Source organism: Dyella jiangningensis, assembly GCF_003264855.1.
Classification (GTDB): Bacteria; Pseudomonadota; Gammaproteobacteria; order Xanthomonadales; family Rhodanobacteraceae; genus Dyella; species Dyella jiangningensis_C.
The window spans coordinates 77,444-99,862 of record NZ_NFZS01000006.1 but is presented as its reverse complement, the minus strand read 5'-3'; the positions used below and the strand labels follow the sequence as shown (position 1 = coordinate 99,862).

Here is a 22,419-nt window from a genome sequence, read left to right as displayed (position 1 = left end):
CTCAGCCGTTGTTGGCGCGCGGGCAGACCACGCCATCGGGCGGGAGCGCGCAGGCAACCGGGGTAGCGATCAGCTGACCGGCGCTGCCGGCAGCGGCGAGACGGATGGCGTCCGGCGAAGCGTTCACCATGGCACCCAGCACGAGTCCACAAACCAGCAGGCAGGCAACGAACAGGCCGCGCAGCATCAAGGCTTCGAATTTCATGATCATGTCTCCGATGAAAGTGGGTAAGTCCTGCACGGTAGATATGGCAAGCGCCGTGCCAACCCTTCATTCACCTCCAAGTGACTGTGTTTGTTGGAAATTTCGCAAAGCCTTCTGCGCACGATGGCTGTCCGCGGACAGCGACCGGGCGCGGCCGGACAGCCGGACGGACAGTCGTCCGGACAACGGTCCGGGCACTAAAACCCCTGCCATTGGTCATTTGCCAAAGCCCCGGAGCCGTGGCTAGCCTCCGGCGTTCACAAGTCGAAACAACAGGAGTGTCGTGATGGCAAGAAAGCCCCTCGCCCTGCTCGTCGCAGGGTTGCTCAGCGTCTCCGCCGGCCTGCCGGCGATCGCTGCTCCCCATGCCGCGGTGGAATCGTCCGCCGCCGCCGTCCCCGACATCGCCTATACCCGCTTCACCTTGCCCAACGGCCTGACCGTGGTGGTGCATGAGGACCACAAGGCGCCCGTAGTGGCGGTGAGCATCTGGTATCACGTGGGTTCGGCTGACGAGCCCAAGGGCAAGACCGGCTTCGCGCATCTGTTCGAGCACCTGATGTTCTCCGGCTCGGAGAACCACAAGGGCACCTACTTCCAGCCGTTCGAGCTGGCCGGTGCCACGGACATGAACGGCACCACCTGGTTCGACCGCACCAATTACTTCGAAACGGTACCGACCACCGCACTGGATATGGCGCTGTGGATGGAATCGGATCGCATGGGCCACCTGCTGGGCGCCATCGGCCAGAAGGAGCTCGACACGCAGCGCGGCGTGGTGCAGAACGAGAAGCGCCAGGGTGAGAACCGCCCGTACGGCCGCGTGGACCAGAACATCCTGTCCAACACGTATCCGGGCAACCATCCGTACCAGCACGACACCATCGGTTCGATGGCCGACCTCAACGCGGCTTCGCTGGCCGACGTGAAGCAGTGGTTCCACGACTATTACGGCGCCGCCAACACCACCCTCGTGCTGGCCGGCGACATCACCGTCGCGGAGGCGAAGGCCAAGGCCGAGAAGTATTTCGGCGACATCCCGGCCGGCCCGCCGGTGCCGCGCCAGCAGGCGTGGATCACGCCGCTCACCAAGTCCACGCGTGGCATTCAGCACGATCACGTGGCGCAGCCGCGCATCTACCGCACCTGGGTGGTGCCGCAGCTGGGCACGGACGACGCGATCCAGCTCGACCTTGCCTCCACCGTGCTCGGCGGCGGCAAGACCTCACGCCTGTACCAGCGCCTGGTTTACCAGGACAAGCTGGTCGATGACGTCTCGGCGAGCATTTCGCCGTTTGCGTTGGCCAGCCAGTTCCAGATCCAGGCCGACGTGAAGGATGGCGTGGACCCGGCCAAGGTCGAGGCGGCGATCAACGACGAGCTGAAGAAATTCCTCGCCGACGGTCCCAACGCCGACGAACTGGAGCGCGCCAAGATCGGCAACCGCGCCGGCTTCGTGCGCGGGCTGGAGAAGGTCGGTGGCTTCGGCGGCAAGGCGGTGATCCTGGCCGAGGGTCAGGTCTATCGCGGTGATCCGGGCGCCTACAAGAAGGACCTGCAGCGCGCCGACGCCGCCACGCAGGCCAGCGTCAAGGCTGCTTCCGACAAGTGGCTGAGCCACGGCGACTACCTGCTCACCGTGCTGCCTGCCGGTGACGACTTCAACGGCGAGCAGGAAGACGCCAAGGTGGTTGCGCTCGGCCCGGTTGATGGCAAGCCGGCGCCGAAGATGCCTGCCAAGCAGGACTTCAGCGTGGCCAAGAGCCAGCTCGACCGCAGCCAGGGCGTGCCCAAGGTCGCCACCTTCCCTGACCTGAGTTTCCCGGCGCTGGAGCGCGGCAAGCTCAAGAACGGCATCGAAGTCGTGCTGGCGCAGCGCCACACGGTGCCGGTGACGCACGTGCAGTTGCTGTTCAATGCGGGCTACGCCGCCGACCAGGGTCGCAAGCTCGGCACCGCCAGCTTCACCACCACGCTGATGAACGAGAGCACCAAGGATCTCGACTCGGTGGAAGTGGCCAAGCGCAAGCAGCGCCTGGGCGCGATCACGCGCATCGGCTGCGGCCTCGACTCGTGCTCGGCGGCGCTCAATGCGTTGAACGACCAGTTGCAGCCATCGCTGGCGCTGTTCGCCGACATCGTGCGCAACCCGGCCTTCAAGAGCGAGGACATCGAGCGCGTGCGCGGGCAGTGGCTGGCCGGCATCGCGCAGGAGAAGACGCAGCCCACCGCGCTGGCGCTGCGCACCTTGCCGCCGCTGCTGTACGGCGCCAACCACGCTTACGGCATCCCGTTCACCGGTTCGGGCACGGAGGCGGCGATCAAGTCGATGCAGGCATCCGACCTCGCGGCGTTCCAGCGTGACTGGCTGCGCCCGGACAACGTGAAGATCCTCGTCGCCGGCGATACCACGCTGCAGCAGATCATCCCGCAGCTCGATGCCGCCTTCGGCGACTGGACGGCGCCGTCCAGCCCGCTGCCGAAGAAGAACATCGCCACGGTGGCCGTCCAGGCCAAGCCGCGCGTGTTCCTCATCGACAAGCCGGATGCGCCGCAATCGCTGATCCTGGCCGGTCTGCTCGCGCCCTCGAGCAAGGCGCCGAACGAGCTGGCGATCGATGTGGCCAATGGTGCGTTCGGCGGCAGCTTCACCTCGCGCCTCAACATGAACCTGCGCGAAGACAAGCGCTGGGCCTATGGCGCCTTCAGCTTCATGCGCGATGCGGTCGGCCAGCGTCCGTTCCTGATGTATGCCCCGGTGCAGACCGACAAGACCGCCGAGTCCGCCAACGAGGTGTTCAAGGAAGCCAGCGAAGTGGTGGGCGCGCGTCCGCTGACCGAGCAGGAGGTGGACAAGATCAAGGACTCCAACGTGCGCGGCCTGCCGGGCAGCTTCGAGACCAGCTCGGAAGTACTCGGCGCGATGACCGAGATCGTGCAGTACGGCCGTCCGGACGATTACGTGCAGACGCTCAAGGCACGCACCGAGGCGATCCATCAGTCCGATGCCGAGCAGGCGCTGAAGGAAATCATCAAGCCTTCCGCGCTGACCTGGGTGATCGTCGGCGATCTCAAGAAGATCGAGCAGCCCGTGCGCGCGCTCAAACTGGGCGAGATCGAGGTGATCGACGGTGACGGCAAGGCGGTGCCGGCCAAGTAATCCTTGATGCCATAGGGGGACCTGTTCACGTCCCCGGGTTAGGATGGAGGCCGGGCGGACAGCGCCCGGCCTTCTACTTTTCAAGTCGCGGAGTCATCCATGCGCAAGACCCTGTTGTTGCTCGTTCCCATCGCGTTGCTCGGCGCCTGCACCTACGGCATCACGCTGGACGATGCCGGCAAGGGCGTACGCACGGCCTGGAGCGGCGATCTCTCGTCGTGCCGCGAACTGGGCAAGGTCACCGTTTCGGTGATGGACCACGTCGGCCCAGTCAATCGCAACGACATCAAGGTGCGCGACGAACTGGAAGTCATGGCGCGCAATGAAGCGGCCAAGATGCACGCCGACACCATCAAGCCGCTGGGCGAACCGACCGACGGCTCGCAGCCGTGGGGCGCCTACCAGTGCGGCAACGCACAGCTGGCTCCGGCCAATCGCCAGGCGAATCCGGCCAACCCCAACCAGCAGCAGCCCAATCAGGCGACACCGGGCGGTTTCGAGACGTATCCGGTCAAGGGCAACTGACCCATCTGGCTTCGTCGTAGGAGCGCACCCAGTGCGCGAACGCAGAGCCGTGCCGTCACCGCTCCGTTGGCTTTTCGCGCACTGGGTGCGCTCCTACGGAAGTCGATCTCCGCTTGAAAGGCGCCCTCGTGGCGCCTTTTTCACGTCTGCAGGATGACGCTCTTGCGCGTCCTCGCTGCGCGAGCCTAAAATACACATGTATATATTACATATATGTACTATTTAGGCCGCGGGCCCATGAACAGCTTCCTTCCTACCGAACAGCGACTGGCGATCACGCGCCAGCGGCATCCTGCGTTTCCGCGGGATCCGGCCGTGCTCGTGCGCCTGATCAAGCACATCTATAAACGCGTGCACGACGACGCCAATGCCATGCTGCGGCCCTACGGCATCAATCACCCGGAATACAACCTCCTGATGATGCTGTACGGCACGGAGGGCTACACCATGCATCCCACCGAGCTGGCGGATGCGGCAGGGGAGAAGCTGGCGAACATCACGCGGCTCACCAACGAGCTGTGCGAGAAGGGGCTGATTGCGCGCAACGCCAGCGACGAGGATCGTCGCAAGGTGGCCCTTTCGCTGACGCCGGATGGCGTAGCGATGATCGAAGGGTTCCTGCCCGACGTGTGCGAATTGCTGGAGCGCCAGGTGGGCGACATGCAGCCGCGCGACATGGCGCAACTGGAACGCCTGCTCAAGAAGTTCCTCACGCAACTGGAGCGGCAGTAGCCATGGCGGCCGTGCCTTCCGACGTTGCCACGAAACGCTCGCTGCCATGGCTGGGCGAGTTCCTCGCGACCGAGCGCCAGGCGTGGATCTTCGTGTTCAAGTGCATGCTGGCGTTCTACATAGCCGCATGGCTGTCGATGCTGTTCCAGCTGGAGCAGCCCTCGACCACGATGATCACGGTCTCCATCGTGATGCATCCACATAGCGGCATGGTGCTGGCCAAGAGCTTCTATCGCGCCATTGGCACCTGCGCCGGCAGCCTGGTGGGCTTGCTGCTGATGTCGGCATTCCCGCAGCAGCGCGAACTGTTCCTGACCGCGCTCGCGCTGTGGGTGGGCATTTGCGCGGGTGGCGCGGTGCTGTACCGCAACTTCATGTCCTACGGTTTCGTGCTGGCCGGTTACACGGCCGCCATCGTGGCACTGCCGGCCATCACCAACCCGTACAACGTGTTCGATTCGGCCATGATGCGCGTGAGCGAGGTGATGCTCGGCATCATCGTGGCGGGCCTGGTCAGCGACATGGTGCTGCCCGAGCGACTGCGCCAGGTATTGCGAAGCGCGGCGCGCTCGCACTACGCGCACTTCATTGAGTTCGCTCGTGGCAGCCTGGGTGGCGCGATCCCGCGGGCGAAGATGGAAGAGGCGCACCTGCACTTCGTGCGCGCCGCCGTGCAGCTGGAAGACCTGCGTGCCTCGGTGATCTTCGAAGACCCGGAAGCACGCGCACGCAGCAGTCGCATGCAGCTGCTCAACCTGCGCTACATGGCGGCGGCCACCAGCTTCCAGTCGTTGCATCACCTGATCAACCGCCTGCAGCGCAACAACCATCCGCGCACTGCGAGTGCGCTCATCGAGCTGTATGCACCGGTCGGCAAGGCGCTGTCGCCGCCGGCCGCGGAGAGCGCGGCGCCGCGTTCGTTGGCCACGCGGCTGGAGGCGTGCGAGGCGGAGCTGCCGTCGCTGGCGAGCACCTTGCGCGAAGGATTGCGACAGGATCCCGAACTCCTGCTGGAGTTCGACAGCGGCACCGTGCTGCTTTATCGCTTCGTGAGCGAGCTGCGCGATTTCGCCGCCCTGGAAGCCGCGCTGCGTGAAACGCAGGGACGCCTGAAGGGAAGCGCGGAGCGCGTGGACTTCCGGCGCGCCAACGACTACGCCGCGCCGCTGATCGGCGTGGTGCGCACCTTCCTCACCATGATCGCGCTGAGCGTGTTCTGGCTATGGTCGGGTTGGCCTTTCGGGCCCAGCGCGATGCTGCTGGCTACCATCTTCAGCGGCCTGATGGCCACGTCGCCGACGCCGCTGGCGGCCACCGCCAATACCTGGATCGGTTACGCGGTGGGCATGATCGCGGCGTACTTCGTGGTGTTCTGGCTGCTGCCGGGCAGCGATGGCTTCACCATGATGGTCTTGACCACCATGCCGCTGTTGTTGATTGGTCCGTATCTCACCACGCGCAATGCGACCTTGCCCGGCATCGGTGCGGGCTACACGCTGGGCTACGTCTACATCCTCGCGCTGAAAAATCCGATGGTGTACAGCCCGGAGCACTTCTTCAATGACGCCATCGCCTCGCTGTTCGGCCTGATGATGTGCGGTGTGGCGTTCATGATCATCCCGACGGTGATCGGCACCGAATGGCTTCGTCGCCGCCAGCTGCAGCAACTGCGGCGGCAGGTTTCGTTCGCCGCCACCGCGCCGATGGAAGGCCTGCTGTACCGCTTCGAAAGCACGAACCGCGACCTGTTCCACCAGATCGTCCAGTTCACCCAGCCCAACAGCGCGGAGTCGCGCAGCCTGCTGGCCTGGGGTTTGGCCGTCCACGACAGCGGTCGCGCGATCATCGAACTGCGCCAGGACATCCGGCACGCCGATTTGCCGCCGCCGTTGTGCGAAGCCATGCAGCGCGCGGTGGACGCCCTGGCGCGCCTCTACGACGCCCCCGACCGGCAGCGCTGGCAGGAGGCGGACCGCGCGGTCGACCACGCCATCACCCTGACCATGCAGACGCTGCCGCAGATGCGCGCCACCTGCCAGCCGGCGCTGGCGCACCTGCTGCAACTGCGCACCGCGCTGCGCGACGACGAATCCGCGCTCGGTCCCTACATCGTGAAGGCAACGGAGATTCCCCATGCCACGTGAAATCGCCCTGGCCGACGCGCTGGTGCCCAGCATCCTGCTGGTCTACCTCGGCTGCCTGCTGGTGCTGTGGGTGATCGACACCATCGTCGGCCGCTATGGCCTGTACCGCTATGTCTGGCATCCATCCTTGTTTCGCGTGGCCGTGTTCTTCGTGCTGTTCGGCGCCGTCGGCCTGCTGCTGTATCCCTGAGTGACCTTCATGAAAATCCAGCCCCAAGCCCTGCTCCGATTCGCCATCACCGCCGTCGTCGTCATCGTGGCGCTGTTGCTGGGCCATGCCCTATGGCGCCACTACATGTACTCGCCCTGGACGCGCGATGGTCGCGTGCGCGCGGAAGTGGTGCGCATCGCGCCCGATGTATCTGGCCTCGTGACGCGCGTGTCGGTGATCGACAACGCCGAGGTGAAGAAAGGCGACGTGCTGTTCGAGATCGACCCGCAGCGCTTCCAGATTGCCTTGCAGCAGGCGGACGCCAACCTCAATGCGGCCAAGGCGGCGGCACGCGCCGCCGGTGCGAACATCGACGCCGTGCTCGCCAGCGCCGCGGCGCGCAAGGCCGAGTACGACATGCGCCAGGAACAGGCGACGCGCCGCGAGCAGTTGGCCGAAGTCGTGCCGAAAGAAGAGCGCACTGACGCCAAGTCTGCCGCGCTGACCGCACGCGCCATTTGGGAACAGGCGCAGGCCAGCGGTCACCAGGCCAATGCATCCCGCGAGCAGGCCGAGGCCGCCGTGGTGCAGGCACAGGTGGCGGTGGACCGGGCGAAGCTCGACCTGGAGCGCACCGAAGTGCGTGCGCCGGTCGACGGCTACGTGACCAACCTCGACGTGCGCGTGGGCGACTATGCCGCCACCGGTACGCCGCGCCTCGCGCTGATCGATCGCCACAGCTACTGCGTCTACGGCTATTTCGAGGAAACCAAGCTGCCGCACCTGCGCGTAGGCGATCCGGTGGACATCCGCCTCATGAGCGGCGGCACGCACTTCAAGGGGCGCATCATCGGCGTGGCGCGCGGCATCACCGATCGCGACAACCCGACCGGCAAGGATCTGCTCGCCGACGTGAATCCCACCTTCAACTGGGTGCGCCTCGCGCAGCGCGTGCCGGTGCGCATCGCGATCGACGAAGCCAGCGTGCCCAAGGACGTGGTGCTGGCGGCGGGCATGACGGCGAGCATCGACGTGAAGCCGCGGCGCGTGCTGGACAAGGAAGACTGATGCGCTTCATGCGCCGTTTCATGAAAACGACGGTGCCGTCACGGCGAACATAGAAGGGTGCGCACACCGCGCGCTCGCTCCGGGGCGCCGGGTTAACATGGCGCCCCATGAATCGATCCCTGCCTTCGCCGCGCGGCCTTGCCCGCCGATTGTTGTCCCTGCGACGCCGTCGCGGCCTGGATCTGTCCGGCCATCCGAACTTCGCCGTGCCGCCTGCGGCCATCACCACGCTGAGCGGGCCGGCGGCTTTTCGCGCAACCCTGCTGGCGCTGATCGCCCAGGCGCAACGGCGGATCGTGCTGGTAGCGCTGTATCTGCAGGACGACGATGCCGGTCGTGAAGTGCTCGATGCGCTGTACGCCGCACGTGCCGCCCACCCGTCATTGAGCATCGAGGTCTACGTCGACTGGCATCGCGCGCGCCGCGGGCTGATCGGCAAAGGCGCCAGCCAAGGCAATGCAGCGATGTATCGCGACTACGCGCAGCGCCTGGGCGAGGGTGTCGTCGTGCGCGGCGTGCCGGTGCAGACGCGCGAGCTGTTCGGCGTGCTGCACCTGAAGGGCTTCATCATCGACGATGCCGTGCTCTACAGCGGCGCGAGCCTCAATGACGTCTATCTCGCGAAGCACGAGCGCTACCGGCTGGATCGCTATCACCTGCTTCGCCATCGCGCGCTGGCCGACAGCATGGTGGATTTCGTCGCGCGCCAGTTCCGCGACAGCGATGCCGTGCCGCGCTTCGATCGCCTGCCGTTACCCCGGCCGCGCGACATGCAGGAGCCCATCCGCCGCCTGCGCCAGTCGTTGCAGCAGGCGCGCTACGAAGGTGCGAGCGAGGTGTCGGGCGAGGGCGCCATCACGGTGATTCCGCTCGCGGGATTCGGGCGTGGCGAGAATCCGCTCAACGATGCCTTGCTGGCGCTGCTGCGCGAGGCACGTCATCGCGTGATCCTGCTGACGCCCTACTTCAACCTGCCGCGTCCCGTGCGCGCGGCGATCGGCCAGTTGCTGCGCCGTGGTTGTCGCCTCGACATCATGGTGGGCGACAAGACCGCCAACGATTTCTACATCCCGCCCGACCAGCCATTCAGCCGCATCGGCCTGTTGCCGTATCTCTATGAGAGCAACCTGCGGCAGTTCGCACGACGACACCAGGGCGCCATCGACAGCGGCCAGCTCAACCTGTGGTTATGGCGCGACGGGAACAACAGCTACCACCTCAAGGGCCTGTTCGTGGACGAGGAATGGGCCGTGCTCACCGGCAACAACCTCAATCCGCGTGCGTGGGCGCTCGACCTGGAAAACGGCCTGCTGCTGCGCGATCCGTCACGGCGACTGCACGAACAGCATGAAGCGGAATGGCAGGCGCTGCGCCGCCATGCGACGCGCCTGGATCATTACCGCGATCTGGAGGGGGCGCGCAGTTATCCGCCGGAAGTACGCAAGCTGCTGAAGCGGTTGCGGCGCGTGCGGCTGGATCGGTTGATCGGACGCCTGCTGTAAGCCCCGTTTCCCTACCGGTGTAGGAGCGCACCCAGTGCGCGACCGCAGAGCAGCCGTTGTCGCACAGTTGATGGTCGTCGCGAACATCCATCGCGCACTGGGTGCGCTCCTACAGAGACGAACAGGGGTCTTCAGCCCGCCAGCCGTTCCAGTCGCATCGCCAGCCACCGAGCCACGTCCGGCCATTCGCTGTCGATCACGCTGTAGCACACGGTGTGGCGCAGCCCGCCATCGGGGCGGCGCTTATGATTGCGCAGCACCCCTTCGCGCTGGGCGCCGAGGCGCTCGATGGCGCGTTGGGAGTCCAGGTTGCGGTGGTCGGTATGCAGTTCCACCGCCACGCAGTCGAGCGTCTCGAAGGCGTGCTTGAACAGCAGGCGCTTGCAGGCCGTGTTGAGGTGGCTCTTCTGCCAGCGCTTGGCGTACCAGGTGTAGCCGATCGCCACGCGCGGCAGTTCCGGCACGAAGTCGTAGTAGCGCGTGGTGCCGACGATGTCACCGCTGGTTTTTTCCCGCACCGCAAAGGGCAGCATGGCGCCGGTGGCCTGGCCCTTCAGTGCCTTGGCGATGTAGTCCGCCGCTTCGCCCGGTGCCGGCGCGCTGGTGAACCACAGGTTCCAGAGCTCGCCATCGGCTGCCGCGGCTTCCAGTGCCGGTGCGTGGGCCGCTTCGAGCGGTTCGAGCACGACGTGGTCATCTTCCAGGCGAAGCGGGGTGAGCGTGGGCATGATGGCTCCGGCGTTCGGGGAGCAGTGATTTAAGCAGCCGCGTTGGTGGGACGACAATGGCGCGCGTCCGTCGCCTGGGCAGCGGCCGTGCTTCTCAGACTTCTCTGATGGGATGACAGGGAACTCCCGCCTAGACTTTCGCTCGTGTCGCGGTGCTAGGGAATTCGTCGCAGACCTGCCAGGAAGGCATGACACCCCGGGATTCGGCGAACCGCGTCACCCCTCTTTCCTTTACTTGCGATCCTTCGGGGCGCGTTGCCAAGCTCGTTTGCCAACAGGCGGCCCTTCGGGTCGCCTGTTGGCGTGTCGGCGAGCCTTCAGGCGTCCAGGTCGGGGATCAGCCGGCTTTCCAGCCGGGCGATATGGTCTTTCAGCAGCAGCTTGCGCTTCTTCAGGCGGGTGATCTGCAGTTCGTCGCGGCTCATCGACGAGGCGAGGTGCTCGATGGCGACGTCGAGATCGCGGTGCTCGACGCGCAGTTCGGCCAGCAGGTGGGCGATTTCGGCTTGGTCCTGGACCTGCATGACGGCGGGCGCGTGCTGGAAAGACAGCCTGGAAGTCTACTCCTGCCGGACCCGAGGCGCCCAGGCCGCTACAATGGGGGGCCGTTCCGCCCGATACCGTCATGTCCGCCGCCCAGCCCGACGCCATCCGCAAGCAGCACTACGAGGCCGCCAAGCTGGCCAAGCGCCTGCGTCATCAGGTGGGCCAGGCCGTGGCCGACTTCAACATGATCGAAGGCGGCGACAAGGTGATGGTGTGCCTGTCGGGCGGCAAGGATTCGTACACGCTGCTGGACATCCTGCTTTCACTGCAGGCCAAGGCGCCGGTGCGCTTCGAGCTGATCGCGGTGAACCTGGACCAGAAGCAGCCGGGCTTTCCCGAGCACGTGCTGCCCGAATATCTCACCGCGCGCGGCGTGCCGTTCCACATCATCGAGCAGGACACCTACAGCACGGTGACCCGGGTCATTCCCGAAGGCAAGACCATGTGCAGCCTGTGCTCGCGCCTGCGGCGCGGCGCGCTGTACCACTGGGCGGCGGCCAACGGCATCACCAAGATTGCGCTGGGCCATCATCGGGACGACATCCTGGGCACGTTCTTCCTCAACCTGTTCTACCAGGCGCAGCTCAAGGCGATGCCGCCGAAGCTGCGCTCGGACGATGGCCGCCATGTGGTGATCCGCCCGCTGGCGTACTGCAAGGAAGCGGATATCGCGGAATACGCCGAGGCGCGCGCGTTCCCGATCATCCCGTGCAATCTCTGCGGCTCGCAGGAAAACCTGCAGCGCAAGGCGGTCAAGCGCATGATGGAGGACTGGGAGAAGACCCAGCCCGGCCGCGCCGAGAATATTTTCCGCGCGCTGGGCAACGTGTCGCCGTCCCAGCTTGCCGATCGCAACCTGTTCGACTTCGCCGCGCTTGGCGCGCGCGAAGGTGTCGCCCGCGCCGAAGCGCATCAGTGGCTCGCCGGATCGCCGGAAGAGCCGTGACCCCCCCACCTACCAGTCGAGTAACGCCGTGTCGCACTTTGCAGCTGTTGAAATGGTCCCTGGCGATCCGATCCTGGGACTTTCCGAGGCCTACGTGGCCGATACCCGCCCGGGCAAGGTCAACCTGGGCGTGGGCATCTATTACGACGAACAGGGCCGCATCCCGCTGCTGCGCGCCGTGCGCGAAGTGGAGCAGGCGCTGGCGCTGGAAGCCAAACCGCGCGGCTACCTGCCGATCGACGGCCTGGCCACCTACAACGTCGCCACCCAGAAGCTGGTGTTCGGCGAAGATTCGCCGCTGCTGGCCGCCGGCCGCGTGGCCACCGCGCAGACCATCGGCGGCAGCGGTGCGCTGCGCATCGGCGCCGACCTGCTGAAGCAGGTACTGCCCATCGCGAAGATCGCCATCAGCAACCCGAGCTGGGAAAACCACCGCGTGGTGTTCGGCTCGGCCGGCTTCGAAGTGCTGACGTATGCCTACTACGACGCCGCCACGCACGGCCTGGATTTCCCCGGCATGCTCGCCGACCTCGGCAAGCTGGAGCCGGGCACCGTGGTGCTGCTGCACGCGTGCTGCCACAACCCGACCGGCGTGGATCTCAACGCAGAGCAGTGGCAACAGGTGGTGGAGCTGGTGAAGGAGCGCAAGCTGCTGCCCTTCATCGACATGGCTTACCAGGGCTTCGACGTCGGCATCGATGCCGATGCCACCGCCGTGCGCCTGTTCGCCGCGTCCGGCATCGAGGCATTCATCGTCGCCAACTCGTACTCCAAGTCGTTCTCGCTGTATGGCGAGCGCGTGGGTGCGCTGTCGGTGGTGGGCAAGGATCGTGACGAAGCCGCGCGCGTGCTGTCGCTGGTGAAGCGCACCATCCGCTCCAACTACTCCAGCCCCTCCACGCATGGCGGCGCGCTGGTGTCGGGCGTGCTCAACAGCACCGAGCTGAAGGCGATGTGGGAGCAGGAGCTGGCCGAGATGCGCGAGCGCATCCACGCGATGCGCGCCGGCATGGTGGAGAAGCTGGCCGCGGCGGGTGCGCCGCAGTTCGCCTTCATCCAGGAGCAGGCGGGCATGTTCTCCTATTCCGGCCTCACCAAGGCTCAGGTGGACCGGCTGCGCGAGGAATACGCCATCTACGCGGTCGGCACCGGCCGCATCTGCGTGGCGGCGCTCAACCGCGCCAACCTCGACACGGTGGTGAACGCCGTCGCCGCGGTCAGCCGCTGACCCTACCTGCATCTTTCATGGTCGTCATTCCGGCACAGGGTCGGAATCCAGCGCCTCACAGTGTGAGGTCCGACGGTGTCGCATCGATAGGTGCCCCGTCGTTGGATCCCGGCCTCCGCCGGGATGACGGCGCAAACGCCTCCGCGCTGTAGCCTCAACCCGGATACCGAATGTTTTTTCGCAATCTCACGCTGTTCCGCTTTTCCCCCGCCGTTGCCGAAGACCTGAACCGCCTCGACGAAGCGCTGGGCGACCATCGCCTGCGTCCCTGCGGCCCGATGGAAATGGGCACCAAGGGCTTCGTGCCGCCGGTGGGTCGTGGTGACGAAGCGCCGCTCACCCATGCCGTCAACGCCTGCACCATGGTCACCGTGGGCAGCGAAGACAAGCTCCTGCCCGGTTCGGTGGTGAACGACGAACTTGCCCGCCGCGTGCAGAAGATCGCCGAAGAAGAAGGCCGCAAGGTCGGCGGCCGCGAGCGCAAGCGCCTCAAGGAAGACGTGCTCAACGAGCTGGTGCCACGCGCCTTCATCCGCAGCTCGCGCATGCGCGCCTACGTGGACAAGAAGCTGGGCTGGCTGGTGCTGGACACATCCAGCCGCAAGTCGGCCGAAAACGCCTTGACCCAGATCCGCGAGGCCTTGGGCAGCTTCCCCGCGGTGCCGCTGGCGCCGGAGGAAGGCCCGCGCGTGCTGATGACCGACTGGCTGGCCACCGGCAACCTGCCGGCCGGCCTGGCCCTCGGCGACGAGGTGGAACTGCGCGACCCCGCCAGCGCCACCGGCGCCATCGCCAAGTGCCGTCGCCAGGACCTGGACAGCGAAGAGGTCAAGGAGCACCTGCGCAACGGCAAGCAGGTGTTCCAGCTGGGTCTCACCTTCGATGAGCGCATGAGCTTCGTGCTGGGCGAGGACCTGATCGTCCGCAAGCTGAAGTTTCTGGACGTGGTCACCGACGAACTGGGCGACAGCCACCCGGACGCCGCCGCCGAGGCAGACGCCACCTTCGCCCTGCTGACCCTGGAGCTGGAACGCTTGCTGGGCAAGCTCGAAGAGTGGTTCGGGCTGCCCCGTCCCGCCGAAGGCTAAGCCCCCGCCCAATCCCTTTCTTGCTGAGACGGGAAAGGGACATCAGCCCGCCCGAACGGTCACCGACTCGTCTTGCGAAGCCTGCATGCTCCCCCCACATTTGGTAGGGGACACTAGCGGCCTGGACGCCACGTAGTCGCAGTAAGGCGGGGATATGACGCAGCATCTCGAAGGCGATTGGCTGGAATTGGCCACCGCAAGTGGAAGTACCATCCGCGTGCTCAAGGCCGCGCATCCGCGCGCGCGTCGCCTTCGGCTCACCGTGACGCCCAAGGGCGCACGCGTGTCGTATCCGCACGGCACGCATCCGTCACAGGTCAGCGCTTTTCTTCGCCATCACGCCGACTGGCTGGAACGCAAGCTTGATGAGCTTCACCTCATCGTCAAGCCGCTGCCGCCATTGCGCGTGGGGGTGACCACCGAATTTCCCTTTCGCGGCGAAACCGTGCAACTGGATTGGGCCGATGGCCCGTATCCGCGCGTGGATGCAGGCGAGGGCACGCTCACGCTGGTGATACCGCGTCCGCACACGCGCGCCTTGCCGGTGGCGCGCGGCCTGCTCGCTTCGTATTTCGAAGGCCAGATCCGTCGCGATGTTTCGCGCTGGCTCGCCGGCTACGTGCCGATGCTCGGGCTCGCGCCCACCGCGCTGCGCGTGCGCCCGATGAAAAGCCTGTGGGGCAGCCTCGACACACGCGACCGCATCAACCTCGATCTCGCCCTCGCGCTCGCGCCGCCGAATGCACTCAAATACGTGCTGGCGCACGAGCTGTGCCACCTCAAGGTGCGTAGCCACGCGCCGCGCTTCTGGGCGCAGGTGGAAAACCTCTTCCCCGACTGGCGCGAACAGCGCGACTGGCTACGCTTGAACGGTGCGTGGCTGAAAACTGAGCTGGATCGGCTGGTCGCCGACGTCGCCGACTGAGCAGACTCGTCGTGTCCGGCCTGTGTGCGTTCCCTGCTCGCCTGAGGGAAAGGCGAGCGATATCAAGCTTGAGCAACGAGACGCCGACCACAAGCGCTAGCCCTCGGGCTGCCTGCCGCGCCGGTGAATCCGGGCTTCAAGGCTTGACTGTCGATACGGTTTGCTTCCAGGCAGCAAACCGCGCTCAGTAAAGCAAGCGTGCGCTCAACTGCGCCTGTGTCGCGTTGACGTGCGTCGGCAGGCCGAGCGCCTTCAGTTCCGAGCGATCGCCGATCACCCGCAACACTTCGCCGGTGATGCGCAACCACTCGCGTGGGCGCCAGTTGAGCGCGGCCGTCACGGCGTTGCCGCTTTCGCCGCGTCCCGTAGTCGAGCCATTGATGCGCTTGGCGGTACTGAAGTGCTCCACGCGCAGTGCAGGGCGCCATGCGCCGCGATTCCATCCTGCGAGCAGGAAGGCCGACCGGAAGCGTGTCTCCACGCCGAAACCGGGCGCGGGGTCGATCCGCGTATTTCCATCCATGGCCTGCACGATCCAGGTCACTGCACCGGTATCGGCGCGCGCGCCGAAGCTCCAGAAAGCGGTGTGCCAGGCGAACACGTCGGCCGAGCCTTCGTACACCGTGTGCGCCGCGGGATCGGCCCGGTTGTCGTAGCGCATGAGCTGCACCCGGCCGACCCCGGGCGCCTGCCAGGCAAGGTTGCCGTACCAGCTCCAGCGGCCGTCGATCTCCTGGAACGGGTGGTAGCGCGTGTGATCGGGATCGCCGAAGACACGCGCGTAGGCATCGGGCACGCGCAGCGTGCTGCCCAGCCCGTAGGTGAGGTCGCTGACCGACCAGCCGCGATCGGCAAGCAGCGTGCCGGTCGGATCGTTGCCTTTGAACAGCGCGCCTGACATCTCCCACGTCTGTCGTTCTCCGCGCCATTCCAGCTGGCCTTGCACACCCTTCGCGCGCAGCTCTTCGCCGACCCAGCTGTTGATGGCCGACGGCGTGAGAGTCCACGGGCTGGTCCAGCCCACGGCATCGTTCTCCAGCGAAACGGGCGGCATGAAAACGCCAAGCTTCACGGATGCGCGCCATGGCGTGGTGGAGACGGGCCGATAGCGGAAGTAGCTTTCGATGACGTCGAGCGTGTGGCGATCGGTGGTCTGGAATTGGACGTCCGCGAAGGCGAGCCACGACGGCGTCGCCTGCCATGCGACGGCGACGGCGGCACCGCCGAACTGCAGGCCATCGTCGCCCGAGCCGTAGCGCGTCTTGCCCACGCCGCCTTGCGTCCAGCTCGGCGTATCCGGTGCCGCCACCAGGCGCGCGTCGACGTAGGCGTGCACGGCGATGTCCTGCGCGTTCACCGATGCGCCCATGCACGCGATGAGCATGAGCGCCGCGCGAACGCGGTGCCTCATGAGGTCGACCCTGCCGTGTATTCCGCGACGAAGCTGGCAAAGCGATCCGCCGGCATGGCGGCAGCGATGTAGTGGCCTTGGGCGTAGTCGCAGCCCGCTTCGACGAGATAGGCCAGTGCCGCTTCGTCTTCGACGCCTTCGGCCGTCACGCTGTAACCCAGGCGATGGGCCAGTTCGATGATCGAACGCACGATCAGGCGGTCTTCGATGTCCGTGCCGAGCCGTTGCACGAACATCTTGTCGATCTTCAGTTCGTGCACCGGCAGGCGGCGCAGGTAAGCCAGCGAGGATTCGCCCACGCCGAAGTCGTCGATGGCGATGCACAGGCCCAGGTCCGACAGCTCGCTCAGCACCTGGATGGCCACGGTCGGCTCGCCGATCACCGCGCTTTCGGTCACCTCCACCCGCAGCCAGCGCGGCTGCACGCGGTGGAGGGCGAGCAGGTCGGCGATGCGGCGCGGCAGGTCCTGGTCGTGCAGGTCGCGTGCCGAGAGGTTGACGGCCACCTGGACGTGCAGCCCGTCCGTGGACCAGCGCTGCAGCTGCGCCACCGCATGGGCGAGCGCCCAACGCGTCACGCGGTGGATGTTGCCGGTCTCCTCCGCGAGCGTGATGAAGGCATCCGGTGCCACCGGCCCCAGCCGTGGATGACGCCAGCGCAACAGCGCTTCGCCGCTTTCCACCGTGCCATGACGCAGGTTGAGCTTGGGTTGGTAGTGCAACGCGACCTCGTTGCGCGAGATCGCCGCGCGCAGGTCGCCCATCAACGAGAGACGCTCCGGTCGATGCGGGTCGTTGCCCGCGTCGTAGAACGCCACCGCCTCGGGCGTGCGCAAGGCCGCAAGCAGCGCCACCTCCGCCCGTTGCAGCAGTGCGCTGGCGGTATGCGCATGGAAGGGAAACTCCGCGATGCCCACGGCAGGCGTCGCATCCACCGAAATGTCCGGCTCCTGATAGGGCTTGTTGAGTACTTCCAGCAGATGCAGCGCCTGAGCGACCACGCCGCCGCGATCGACGCCCGGCAGCCAGACCAGGAACGCGGTGTCCGAGGCGCGCGCCACGAAGCCTTGCGTGGCGGCGACGATGCGCAGCGCTGCATCGCGCATGAGCCTGTCGCCCAGCGCATGGCCTACCGTCTTGATGATTTCGGGCATGCGCGTGAGGCCCACCATCAGCAGCGCGCCACCGGTCTGCTCCTGCAGACTTTGCTGGATGGTGGCCTCGGCGGCGTTGCGGTTGGGCAGCTCAGTCACGGCGTCATGCAGCGCCTGGAAGCGGATGCGCTCCTCGCGCTGGCGGATCGCTTGCGTCATGGCGGCGAAGGCACCGCCAAGCTGGCCCAGTTCATCGCTGCGCTCGATGGGCGGTGGGAGGCTGTAATCGCCGCGCTCGATGCGGCGCACGGATGCAGCCAGCGCTTCCACCGGGCGCGAGATGCCGCGTGCGATCAGCCAGGCACCCGCCAGGCCGACCAGCAGTCCGAGCGCGAGCAGCACGAACCAGGTCGAGAGCACCGAGCGATAAGGCCGCAACGCGTCATCCAGCGAATAGGCGATGAGCGCCCGCACCGGCGTGCTGTGCGGCTGCAGGCTCAGTGGCCTCGACAGCACGAGATACTCGCGGCCATCCACGCGTTCCAGCGTGGGTTCGCCATCCAGCGGCTGCTCTGCCAGGCCTCCGAGCAGATCGGCGCGCGTACTGCTGCGGGCCAGTGACTGCCAGTGCGAAGCGCCCGAAGGCGCGATGAGCTGGATGTCGGTGGGCAGCGTGGAGCGGCGCAGCATGCGCGCGAGGAAAGCGTCGTCGATCGGTATGCCCGCAGCGACCAGCGCCACCGGCTGTGGCGCGTAGATGGGCACCACCACCATCCAGTACGCCTTGCCGTCCAGCGCCACCACGGCGGCGGTGCGCTGGCTGAAGGCGCGGTCCAGCATGTCGGGAAACGGAAAGCGCTGGAGTGTGGCGGTGCCGGCGGTATCGGCCTGGATGGCGCCGTCCAGCCCCACCATCAGCATGCGCGAGGCGTCCACGCGCCGGCCGTGGTTGCGCAACACCGACAGCACGGTGTCCTGGTCGTGCTGGGCGATGGCGGCGCGCAAGGCGTAATCGAGCGCCAGGATCTGCACGCTTTCCGCCACGCGGGCGGAAATATCGTCGAGCTGGCTGACGAAGGCATCGGCTGAAACGGCCAACTGATGCTTGCCTTCGGCAATCAGCTGGTGGCGCGTGATCTGGGTGACCAGCGCGGCTGTCACCAGCTGGATCGCGACGATGGTCGTCACGACGAACAGGGTGAGCCGCATGCGGAACCCGAGCGCAGGCATAGGCCGTCAGTACTCCATGTGCTCGCGGTCCATGCGCGTGCGCGGATCCGGCAGCAGCGACAAGCTCACGCTGAGTGGGGCAGGCGGCGCGCTGTCGCTGATCTGGACCACCTGCGTGAGTTCCGCGCGGCCCGGATGGAGTTGCGGGTGCCACACATGCAAGGTGTAGCGCCCTGGCGGAAGCGACGAAAAGGCGATCACGCCATCGGGCCCCGAGATGCCGATGGCCGGCGCGTCGGAGACGTAGAGGTAGGTCACCATGTGGTCGTGGATATTGCAGCCCACCGCAGCAATGCCGGGCTTGTCGAACGTGAGCGGATCGGACTTCTGGCCGGGCGCCAGCACCAGCTCGAACGATTTCAGCGTCGAGAACGAATAGACGTGATGGCGCGTGGCGTCGCTGTTGCGGAACACGACGGCGTCGCCGGGGCGCAGCACCTGCACGTACGGAACGAAGGTTTCGTTCTTCTGGTCGATGATCTTGGTTGAGCTCGCTGCCGCGGGTGCGGGCGTGGGCGTATCGGGCACGAGCGTGGCCACGGCATCGCCGACAGGACGATGGGCATCGTCCTGGACATGGATCGACCATTCCCCCGCCGACACGGCCCGAGCGGCCAGCAGCGCCGAGGCGGTGACTACGCCAAGCAGCCAACGCATAGGTGCATCCCAGATTTCCCCTTGGGCAAGCCTACACCAGGCGATGGACGGGGCAAACGCAGCCGGACGGCCTAGACGACGGCCGTCCGGACGTGACGCACAGCGTCAGTGTGAAATGACGAAACCGGTGAGAATGCGGGCGGTTTCCTCGGGCTTCTCGAGGATCGGCATGTGGTTGCAGCCGTTCAGCGTGCTGGTGCTGATCGCCTGGGCCGACTTCAGGCCGTTGCGCAGGCTGTCCATGGCCGAGATGTCGGTGATCTTGTCGTCATGGCACCACAGGCCCAGCACCGGCATGCCCAGGCGATCGAGGCGGTTCTGCACCGACAGGTACTGCGACGGTTCGCGCAGCTCGTTGAAGGTGCGGTCGATGAACGCGCGGCTGGCCTGGTTGCGCTTGATCAGCACGTCCTCGAAACGGCCGGGAATATCCAGCGGCTTGGCGAAGGCCCACGCGGTCGCCTTGGCGAACTCCTCGCGGTTGTCGAACACGAACGGATTCTTGCCGGCCAGCGCGAGACGTGCGAAGTCGTTTTCGTTGGCCTTGAGGCCGAACGAATCGAGCAGGGCCAGCTCGGCCACGTGGTCGGGATGTTCCGCGGCGTAGACGCCGGCGATGGCGCCGCCCATCGAGTGGCCAATCAGCACCACCTTCTGCATGCCCAGCGTGTCCACGAAGCCCTGCAGCCTCGCCACCTGCGCATCGATGTTGTAGCTGGCACCGTCCACGCGGGTCGACTCACCCCAGCCCGGCAGGTCCGGCGCGATCACGTGGAAATGCGGCGTGAGCAGTTCCATCTGCTTGAGCCAGACTTCCTTGCTGGCGGCGAAGCCGTGCAGCAGCACGAGGGTGGGGCCCTGGCCGCCTTCGAAGTACACCCACTTGGTGTCGCCGACCTGCACCGAATGCTTCTCGACATGCGCGGTCATCATCTGGCGCTTGATGTCGGCGCTCATCAGCCATTGCGGCGCGAACAGATAGGAGCCGCCCAGACCCACGACCAGCACCAGCGCCACATAGGCGAGAAACTTGAGCCGGCGCATCAGCAGCCGCTGCCACAGCGGTCGTGCGGGGGCGGCAGTCTTGGGCGGGGGAGAAATCGGCTTCATGGGGAGCTCGTGTGAAAAGGTCGCAACCGTCGATGGCGGCGCGCGCCTCCTTTTGCAAGGAGGCGCGCGCGGCGCTTACTTGCTGGCGTTCTTCTTCGCCTTGGCGAACACCGACTCCACCGCCTGCTGCGTCATCGGGTGATAGCCGGCCTTGGCCTTGGCATACACCTGTTCGGCATAGGTCAGGCCTTCCGGCGTCTTCGCGAAAGCCTTGTACAGCGGCATGGTGAGGTACAGGCGGCCAATGCGTGTCATGTGCTCCGCGGCGGCGCTCCACACGTCCTTGTCGCCGGCGGCAATGGCGTGGCTGTACCAGCGCATGCCGATCTCGGCATTGGGCGTGCCGGTGAGGTGCCACGCAGCGTCGATCTGCTTGATCCGGTCGAGCGGCGTCACGTCCGGCAGGCCGTCGAGGAAGTACATCCACTCCTGCGTGTTCCAGCGCTTGGCGTCGAGCTTGTCCGCGGCGAGCGAGCCGGCGAGGAACGAGGCGCGCTCCTTGTCGATCGCGTTGAAGCGCGGTGAATCGGGCAGCGGCGCATCCTTCGGGACGCCCGGCTCGTACACCCACTGCTGCACTTCCTCCCAGCTCATCTTGCCCGGGTTCTTGTCGAACAGGTTCGCCTTCAGGTAGTCCAGCATCTGCTCGGTGGTGATGCTCTGGAACGCGAAGTGCGCGAAGTAGCCCTTCAGGTAGGCATCGAAGGTGTCGCGGCCAAAACGTTGTTCAAGCGTGCGCAGGAACCAGCTGCCCTTGTCATAGGGCACGGCGGAGATGGAATCGTCCGCGCCGATGCCGGGCTTGGGCGCGAGTCGCTGTGCATTCTCCGGAATGGACTTGTCCTTGATGGACTTCTCCAGGCCGCGCGCCGAGATCAGCGCTTCCTCGTCGGCCAGCGCCTTGCCGTACACCGCCTCGGTGATGCGGCCCTGCACGTAGGTGGTGAAGCCCTCGTTGAGCCATATGTCGCGCCACGCGGCGCTGGTCACCAGGTTGCCCGACCACGAGTGGGCCAGCTCATGCGAGATCACCGACACCAGGCTCTTGTCGCCCACCAGCAGGGTCGGCGTGGCGAAGGTCATGTTCGGGTTTTCCATGCCGCCGAACGGGAACGACGGCGGCAGCACCAGCAGGTCGTAGCGGCCCCACGCGTAGGGACCATACAGCGCTTCGGCGGCCTTGATCAGCTTCTCGGTGTCCTCGAATTCCTTCGCGGCCTTGCCGACCACGCTGGGTTCCGCATAGACGGCCGAACGCGGGCCGGTTTCCTTCGCCGCGATGTCGCCCGCGCCGATGGCGAGCAGGTACGACGGAATCGGATGCGGCTGCTCGAACGAGTAATCGCCATTGAGCGGATGCCTGGCATCGTTGATCGCGCTCATCACCACGCGCACGTCCTTCGGTGCGGTGACATGGGCGTTGTAGGTGAAGCGGATCGCCGGCGAATCCTGCAGCGGCACCCACGAGCGCGCGTGGATGGATTCGGACTGCGAGAACATGAAGGGCAGTTTCTTGTCCGCCGTCTGTTCCGGCGTCAGCCACTGCAGGCCCGAGGCGGTCGGTACGGTGGAGTAGACGATGCGCACCTGCGCCGGATGTTGCGGCGTGGTGATGGTCAGCTTGCTGCCCAGTTCCTTGTCGCTCGGCGCCAGTGCGTACTTCAGCGCGCTCGCCTTGCCGGCGCCATCGACGCCTTCCACGCTGGCGATCTTCAGGTCGCGCGTGTCCAGCACCAGCGACTGCGCCTTCGGATCCTTCCAGTCCAGCTTCAGCGTGGCGGTGCCATCGAGCTGCTTGTGGGGAAAGTCGAACTTCAGGTCGAGATCCAGGTGGGTGACGCGCACCTGGTCGGGCTGGGCATAGGAATGAGGGTCGGCCGCAAAGGCGCTGAGCGGCAGCACCAGGGCGCCGACAGCGAGGGCGTGGAGAAGACGCATGGGAGAGCTCCATCAGCAGGCGCGCGGAGTA

The 22,419-nt window shown here is 66.2% G+C and carries 19 protein-coding genes; 11 read left to right on the top strand and 8 right to left on the bottom strand.

All coding sequences use genetic code 11. The annotated features are described in order from the left end of the window. Position 1: 1 nt before the first annotated feature. Complete coding sequence (locus tag CA260_RS19675) at positions 2-205, bottom strand: hypothetical protein (protein WP_111984865.1); 204 nt, start codon at positions 203-205, stop codon at positions 2-4. 286 nt (positions 206-491) lie between these two features. Between CA260_RS19675 and CA260_RS19670 the strand changes: the two genes are divergently transcribed. The 7 genes from CA260_RS19670 to pssA all read left to right on the top strand — a co-directional run bounded on the left by CA260_RS19670 (position 492) and on the right by pssA (position 9,487). After that, positions 492-3,365: a M16 family metallopeptidase gene (locus tag CA260_RS19670; RefSeq protein WP_111984771.1), complete on the top strand. Its 2,874-nt coding sequence runs from the start codon at positions 492-494 to the stop codon at positions 3,363-3,365. Positions 3,366-3,464: 99 nt separating this feature from the next. After that, positions 3,465-3,890 carry a DUF4156 domain-containing protein gene (locus CA260_RS19665; protein ID WP_111984770.1) on the top strand — a complete coding sequence of 142 codons (426 nt, stop codon included), beginning with the start codon at positions 3,465-3,467 and terminating at the stop codon, positions 3,888-3,890. Positions 3,891-4,127: 237 nt separating this feature from the next. Next, the gene (locus CA260_RS19660) at positions 4,128-4,622 is read left to right on the top strand and encodes a MarR family transcriptional regulator (RefSeq protein ID WP_111984769.1); all 495 of its coding nucleotides are present in this window, start codon (positions 4,128-4,130) and stop codon (positions 4,620-4,622) included. Positions 4,623-4,624: 2 nt separating this feature from the next. Further along, positions 4,625-6,766: an FUSC family protein gene (locus tag CA260_RS19655; RefSeq protein WP_111984768.1), complete on the top strand. Its 2,142-nt coding sequence runs from the start codon at positions 4,625-4,627 to the stop codon at positions 6,764-6,766. Beyond that, entirely contained in the window at positions 6,756-6,956 is a 201-nt protein-coding gene (locus CA260_RS19650; protein WP_111984767.1) for a DUF1656 domain-containing protein, read from the top strand. The genes CA260_RS19655 and CA260_RS19650 overlap by 11 nt, the downstream gene beginning before the upstream one ends. Positions 6,957-6,965: 9 nt before the next feature. Beyond that, positions 6,966-7,985: a biotin/lipoyl-binding protein gene (locus CA260_RS19645; protein ID WP_111984766.1), complete on the top strand. Its 1,020-nt coding sequence runs from the start codon at positions 6,966-6,968 to the stop codon at positions 7,983-7,985. 107 nt (positions 7,986-8,092) lie between these two features. Further along, positions 8,093-9,487 carry a CDP-diacylglycerol--serine O-phosphatidyltransferase gene (gene pssA, locus CA260_RS19640; protein WP_111984765.1) on the top strand — a complete coding sequence of 465 codons (1,395 nt, stop codon included), beginning with the start codon at positions 8,093-8,095 and terminating at the stop codon, positions 9,485-9,487. 131 nt (positions 9,488-9,618) lie between these two features. On the opposite strand, the gene CA260_RS19635 is transcribed toward pssA, so the two are convergent. Continuing rightward, positions 9,619-10,215, bottom strand: coding sequence for a GNAT family N-acetyltransferase (locus CA260_RS19635; RefSeq protein ID WP_111984764.1), 597 nt, complete (start codon positions 10,213-10,215; stop codon positions 9,619-9,621). A gap of 317 nt (positions 10,216-10,532) precedes the next feature. Next, positions 10,533-10,739 (bottom strand): YdcH family protein, encoded by a 207-nt coding sequence (locus CA260_RS19630; RefSeq protein ID WP_111984763.1) that lies wholly within the window; start codon positions 10,737-10,739, stop codon positions 10,533-10,535. A 101-nt stretch (positions 10,740-10,840) separates the two neighbouring features. Between CA260_RS19630 and ttcA the strand changes: the two genes are divergently transcribed. The 4 genes from ttcA (at position 10,841) to CA260_RS19610 (ending at position 14,948) form a co-directional block, all read left to right on the top strand. Then, on the top strand, positions 10,841-11,707 hold the full coding sequence (gene ttcA, locus CA260_RS19625) for a tRNA 2-thiocytidine(32) synthetase TtcA (RefSeq protein WP_111984762.1): 867 nt from the start codon (positions 10,841-10,843) through the stop codon (positions 11,705-11,707). 28 nt (positions 11,708-11,735) lie between these two features. Beyond that, positions 11,736-12,935 (top strand): aromatic amino acid transaminase, encoded by a 1,200-nt coding sequence (locus tag CA260_RS19620; RefSeq protein WP_111984761.1) that lies wholly within the window; start codon positions 11,736-11,738, stop codon positions 12,933-12,935. A 170-nt stretch (positions 12,936-13,105) separates the two neighbouring features. Continuing rightward, positions 13,106-14,023 (top strand): recombination-associated protein RdgC, encoded by a 918-nt coding sequence (locus CA260_RS19615; RefSeq protein WP_111984760.1) that lies wholly within the window; start codon positions 13,106-13,108, stop codon positions 14,021-14,023. A gap of 154 nt (positions 14,024-14,177) precedes the next feature. Beyond that, entirely contained in the window at positions 14,178-14,948 is a 771-nt protein-coding gene (locus tag CA260_RS19610) for a M48 family metallopeptidase (RefSeq protein ID WP_111984759.1), read from the top strand. 184 nt (positions 14,949-15,132) lie between these two features. Here the strand turns inward: CA260_RS19610 and CA260_RS19605 are convergent, their stop codons facing one another. From CA260_RS19605 to CA260_RS19585, 5 genes are all read right to left on the bottom strand, one after another. Continuing rightward, the gene (locus CA260_RS19605; RefSeq protein WP_146745394.1) at positions 15,133-16,359 is read right to left on the bottom strand and encodes a hypothetical protein; all 1,227 of its coding nucleotides are present in this window, start codon (positions 16,357-16,359) and stop codon (positions 15,133-15,135) included. Beyond that, positions 16,356-18,662 (bottom strand): putative bifunctional diguanylate cyclase/phosphodiesterase, encoded by a 2,307-nt coding sequence (locus tag CA260_RS19600; protein WP_172461930.1) that lies wholly within the window; start codon positions 18,660-18,662, stop codon positions 16,356-16,358. Before CA260_RS19600 ends, CA260_RS19605 begins: the two co-directional genes overlap by 4 nt. Positions 18,663-18,689: 27 nt before the next feature. After that, a complete protein-coding gene (locus CA260_RS19595; protein ID WP_111984756.1) occupies positions 18,690-19,340 on the bottom strand; it encodes a hypothetical protein in 651 nt (216 codons plus the stop codon). 105 nt (positions 19,341-19,445) lie between these two features. Then, positions 19,446-20,450: an alpha/beta fold hydrolase gene (locus CA260_RS19590; protein WP_111984755.1), complete on the bottom strand. Its 1,005-nt coding sequence runs from the start codon at positions 20,448-20,450 to the stop codon at positions 19,446-19,448. A 75-nt stretch (positions 20,451-20,525) separates the two neighbouring features. Continuing rightward, positions 20,526-22,388, bottom strand: a complete 1,863-nt coding sequence (locus CA260_RS19585; protein WP_111984754.1) for a M1 family metallopeptidase — start codon at positions 22,386-22,388, stop codon at positions 20,526-20,528. Between the last annotated feature and the right edge of the window lie 31 nt (positions 22,389-22,419).

Excerpts from the sequence above, each read along its gene's own strand:
- CA260_RS19675 (WP_111984865.1), bottom strand. The coding sequence starts at position 205 with ATGAAATTCGAAGCCTTGATGCTGCGCGGCCTGTTCGTTGCCTGCCTG.
- CA260_RS19670 (WP_111984771.1), top strand. The coding sequence starts at position 492 with ATGGCAAGAAAGCCCCTCGCCCTGCTCGTCGCAGGGTTGCTCAGCGTC.
- CA260_RS19665 (WP_111984770.1), top strand. The coding sequence starts at position 3,465 with ATGCGCAAGACCCTGTTGTTGCTCGTTCCCATCGCGTTGCTCGGCGCC.
- CA260_RS19660 (WP_111984769.1), top strand. The coding sequence starts at position 4,128 with ATGAACAGCTTCCTTCCTACCGAACAGCGACTGGCGATCACGCGCCAG.
- CA260_RS19655 (WP_111984768.1), top strand. The coding sequence starts at position 4,625 with ATGGCGGCCGTGCCTTCCGACGTTGCCACGAAACGCTCGCTGCCATGG.
- CA260_RS19650 (WP_111984767.1), top strand. The coding sequence starts at position 6,756 with ATGCCACGTGAAATCGCCCTGGCCGACGCGCTGGTGCCCAGCATCCTG.
- CA260_RS19645 (WP_111984766.1), top strand. The coding sequence starts at position 6,966 with ATGAAAATCCAGCCCCAAGCCCTGCTCCGATTCGCCATCACCGCCGTC.
- pssA (WP_111984765.1), top strand. The coding sequence starts at position 8,093 with ATGAATCGATCCCTGCCTTCGCCGCGCGGCCTTGCCCGCCGATTGTTG.
- CA260_RS19635 (WP_111984764.1), bottom strand. The coding sequence starts at position 10,215 with ATGCCCACGCTCACCCCGCTTCGCCTGGAAGATGACCACGTCGTGCTC.
- CA260_RS19630 (WP_111984763.1), bottom strand. The coding sequence starts at position 10,739 with ATGCAGGTCCAGGACCAAGCCGAAATCGCCCACCTGCTGGCCGAACTG.
- ttcA (WP_111984762.1), top strand. The coding sequence starts at position 10,841 with ATGTCCGCCGCCCAGCCCGACGCCATCCGCAAGCAGCACTACGAGGCC.
- CA260_RS19615 (WP_111984760.1), top strand. The coding sequence starts at position 13,106 with ATGTTTTTTCGCAATCTCACGCTGTTCCGCTTTTCCCCCGCCGTTGCC.
- CA260_RS19610 (WP_111984759.1), top strand. The coding sequence starts at position 14,178 with ATGACGCAGCATCTCGAAGGCGATTGGCTGGAATTGGCCACCGCAAGT.
- CA260_RS19605 (WP_146745394.1), bottom strand. The coding sequence starts at position 16,359 with ATGAGGCACCGCGTTCGCGCGGCGCTCATGCTCATCGCGTGCATGGGC.
- CA260_RS19600 (WP_172461930.1), bottom strand. The coding sequence starts at position 18,662 with ATGCGGCTCACCCTGTTCGTCGTGACGACCATCGTCGCGATCCAGCTG.
- CA260_RS19595 (WP_111984756.1), bottom strand. The coding sequence starts at position 19,340 with ATGCGTTGGCTGCTTGGCGTAGTCACCGCCTCGGCGCTGCTGGCCGCT.
- CA260_RS19590 (WP_111984755.1), bottom strand. The coding sequence starts at position 20,450 with ATGAAGCCGATTTCTCCCCCGCCCAAGACTGCCGCCCCCGCACGACCG.
- CA260_RS19585 (WP_111984754.1), bottom strand. The coding sequence starts at position 22,388 with ATGCGTCTTCTCCACGCCCTCGCTGTCGGCGCCCTGGTGCTGCCGCTC.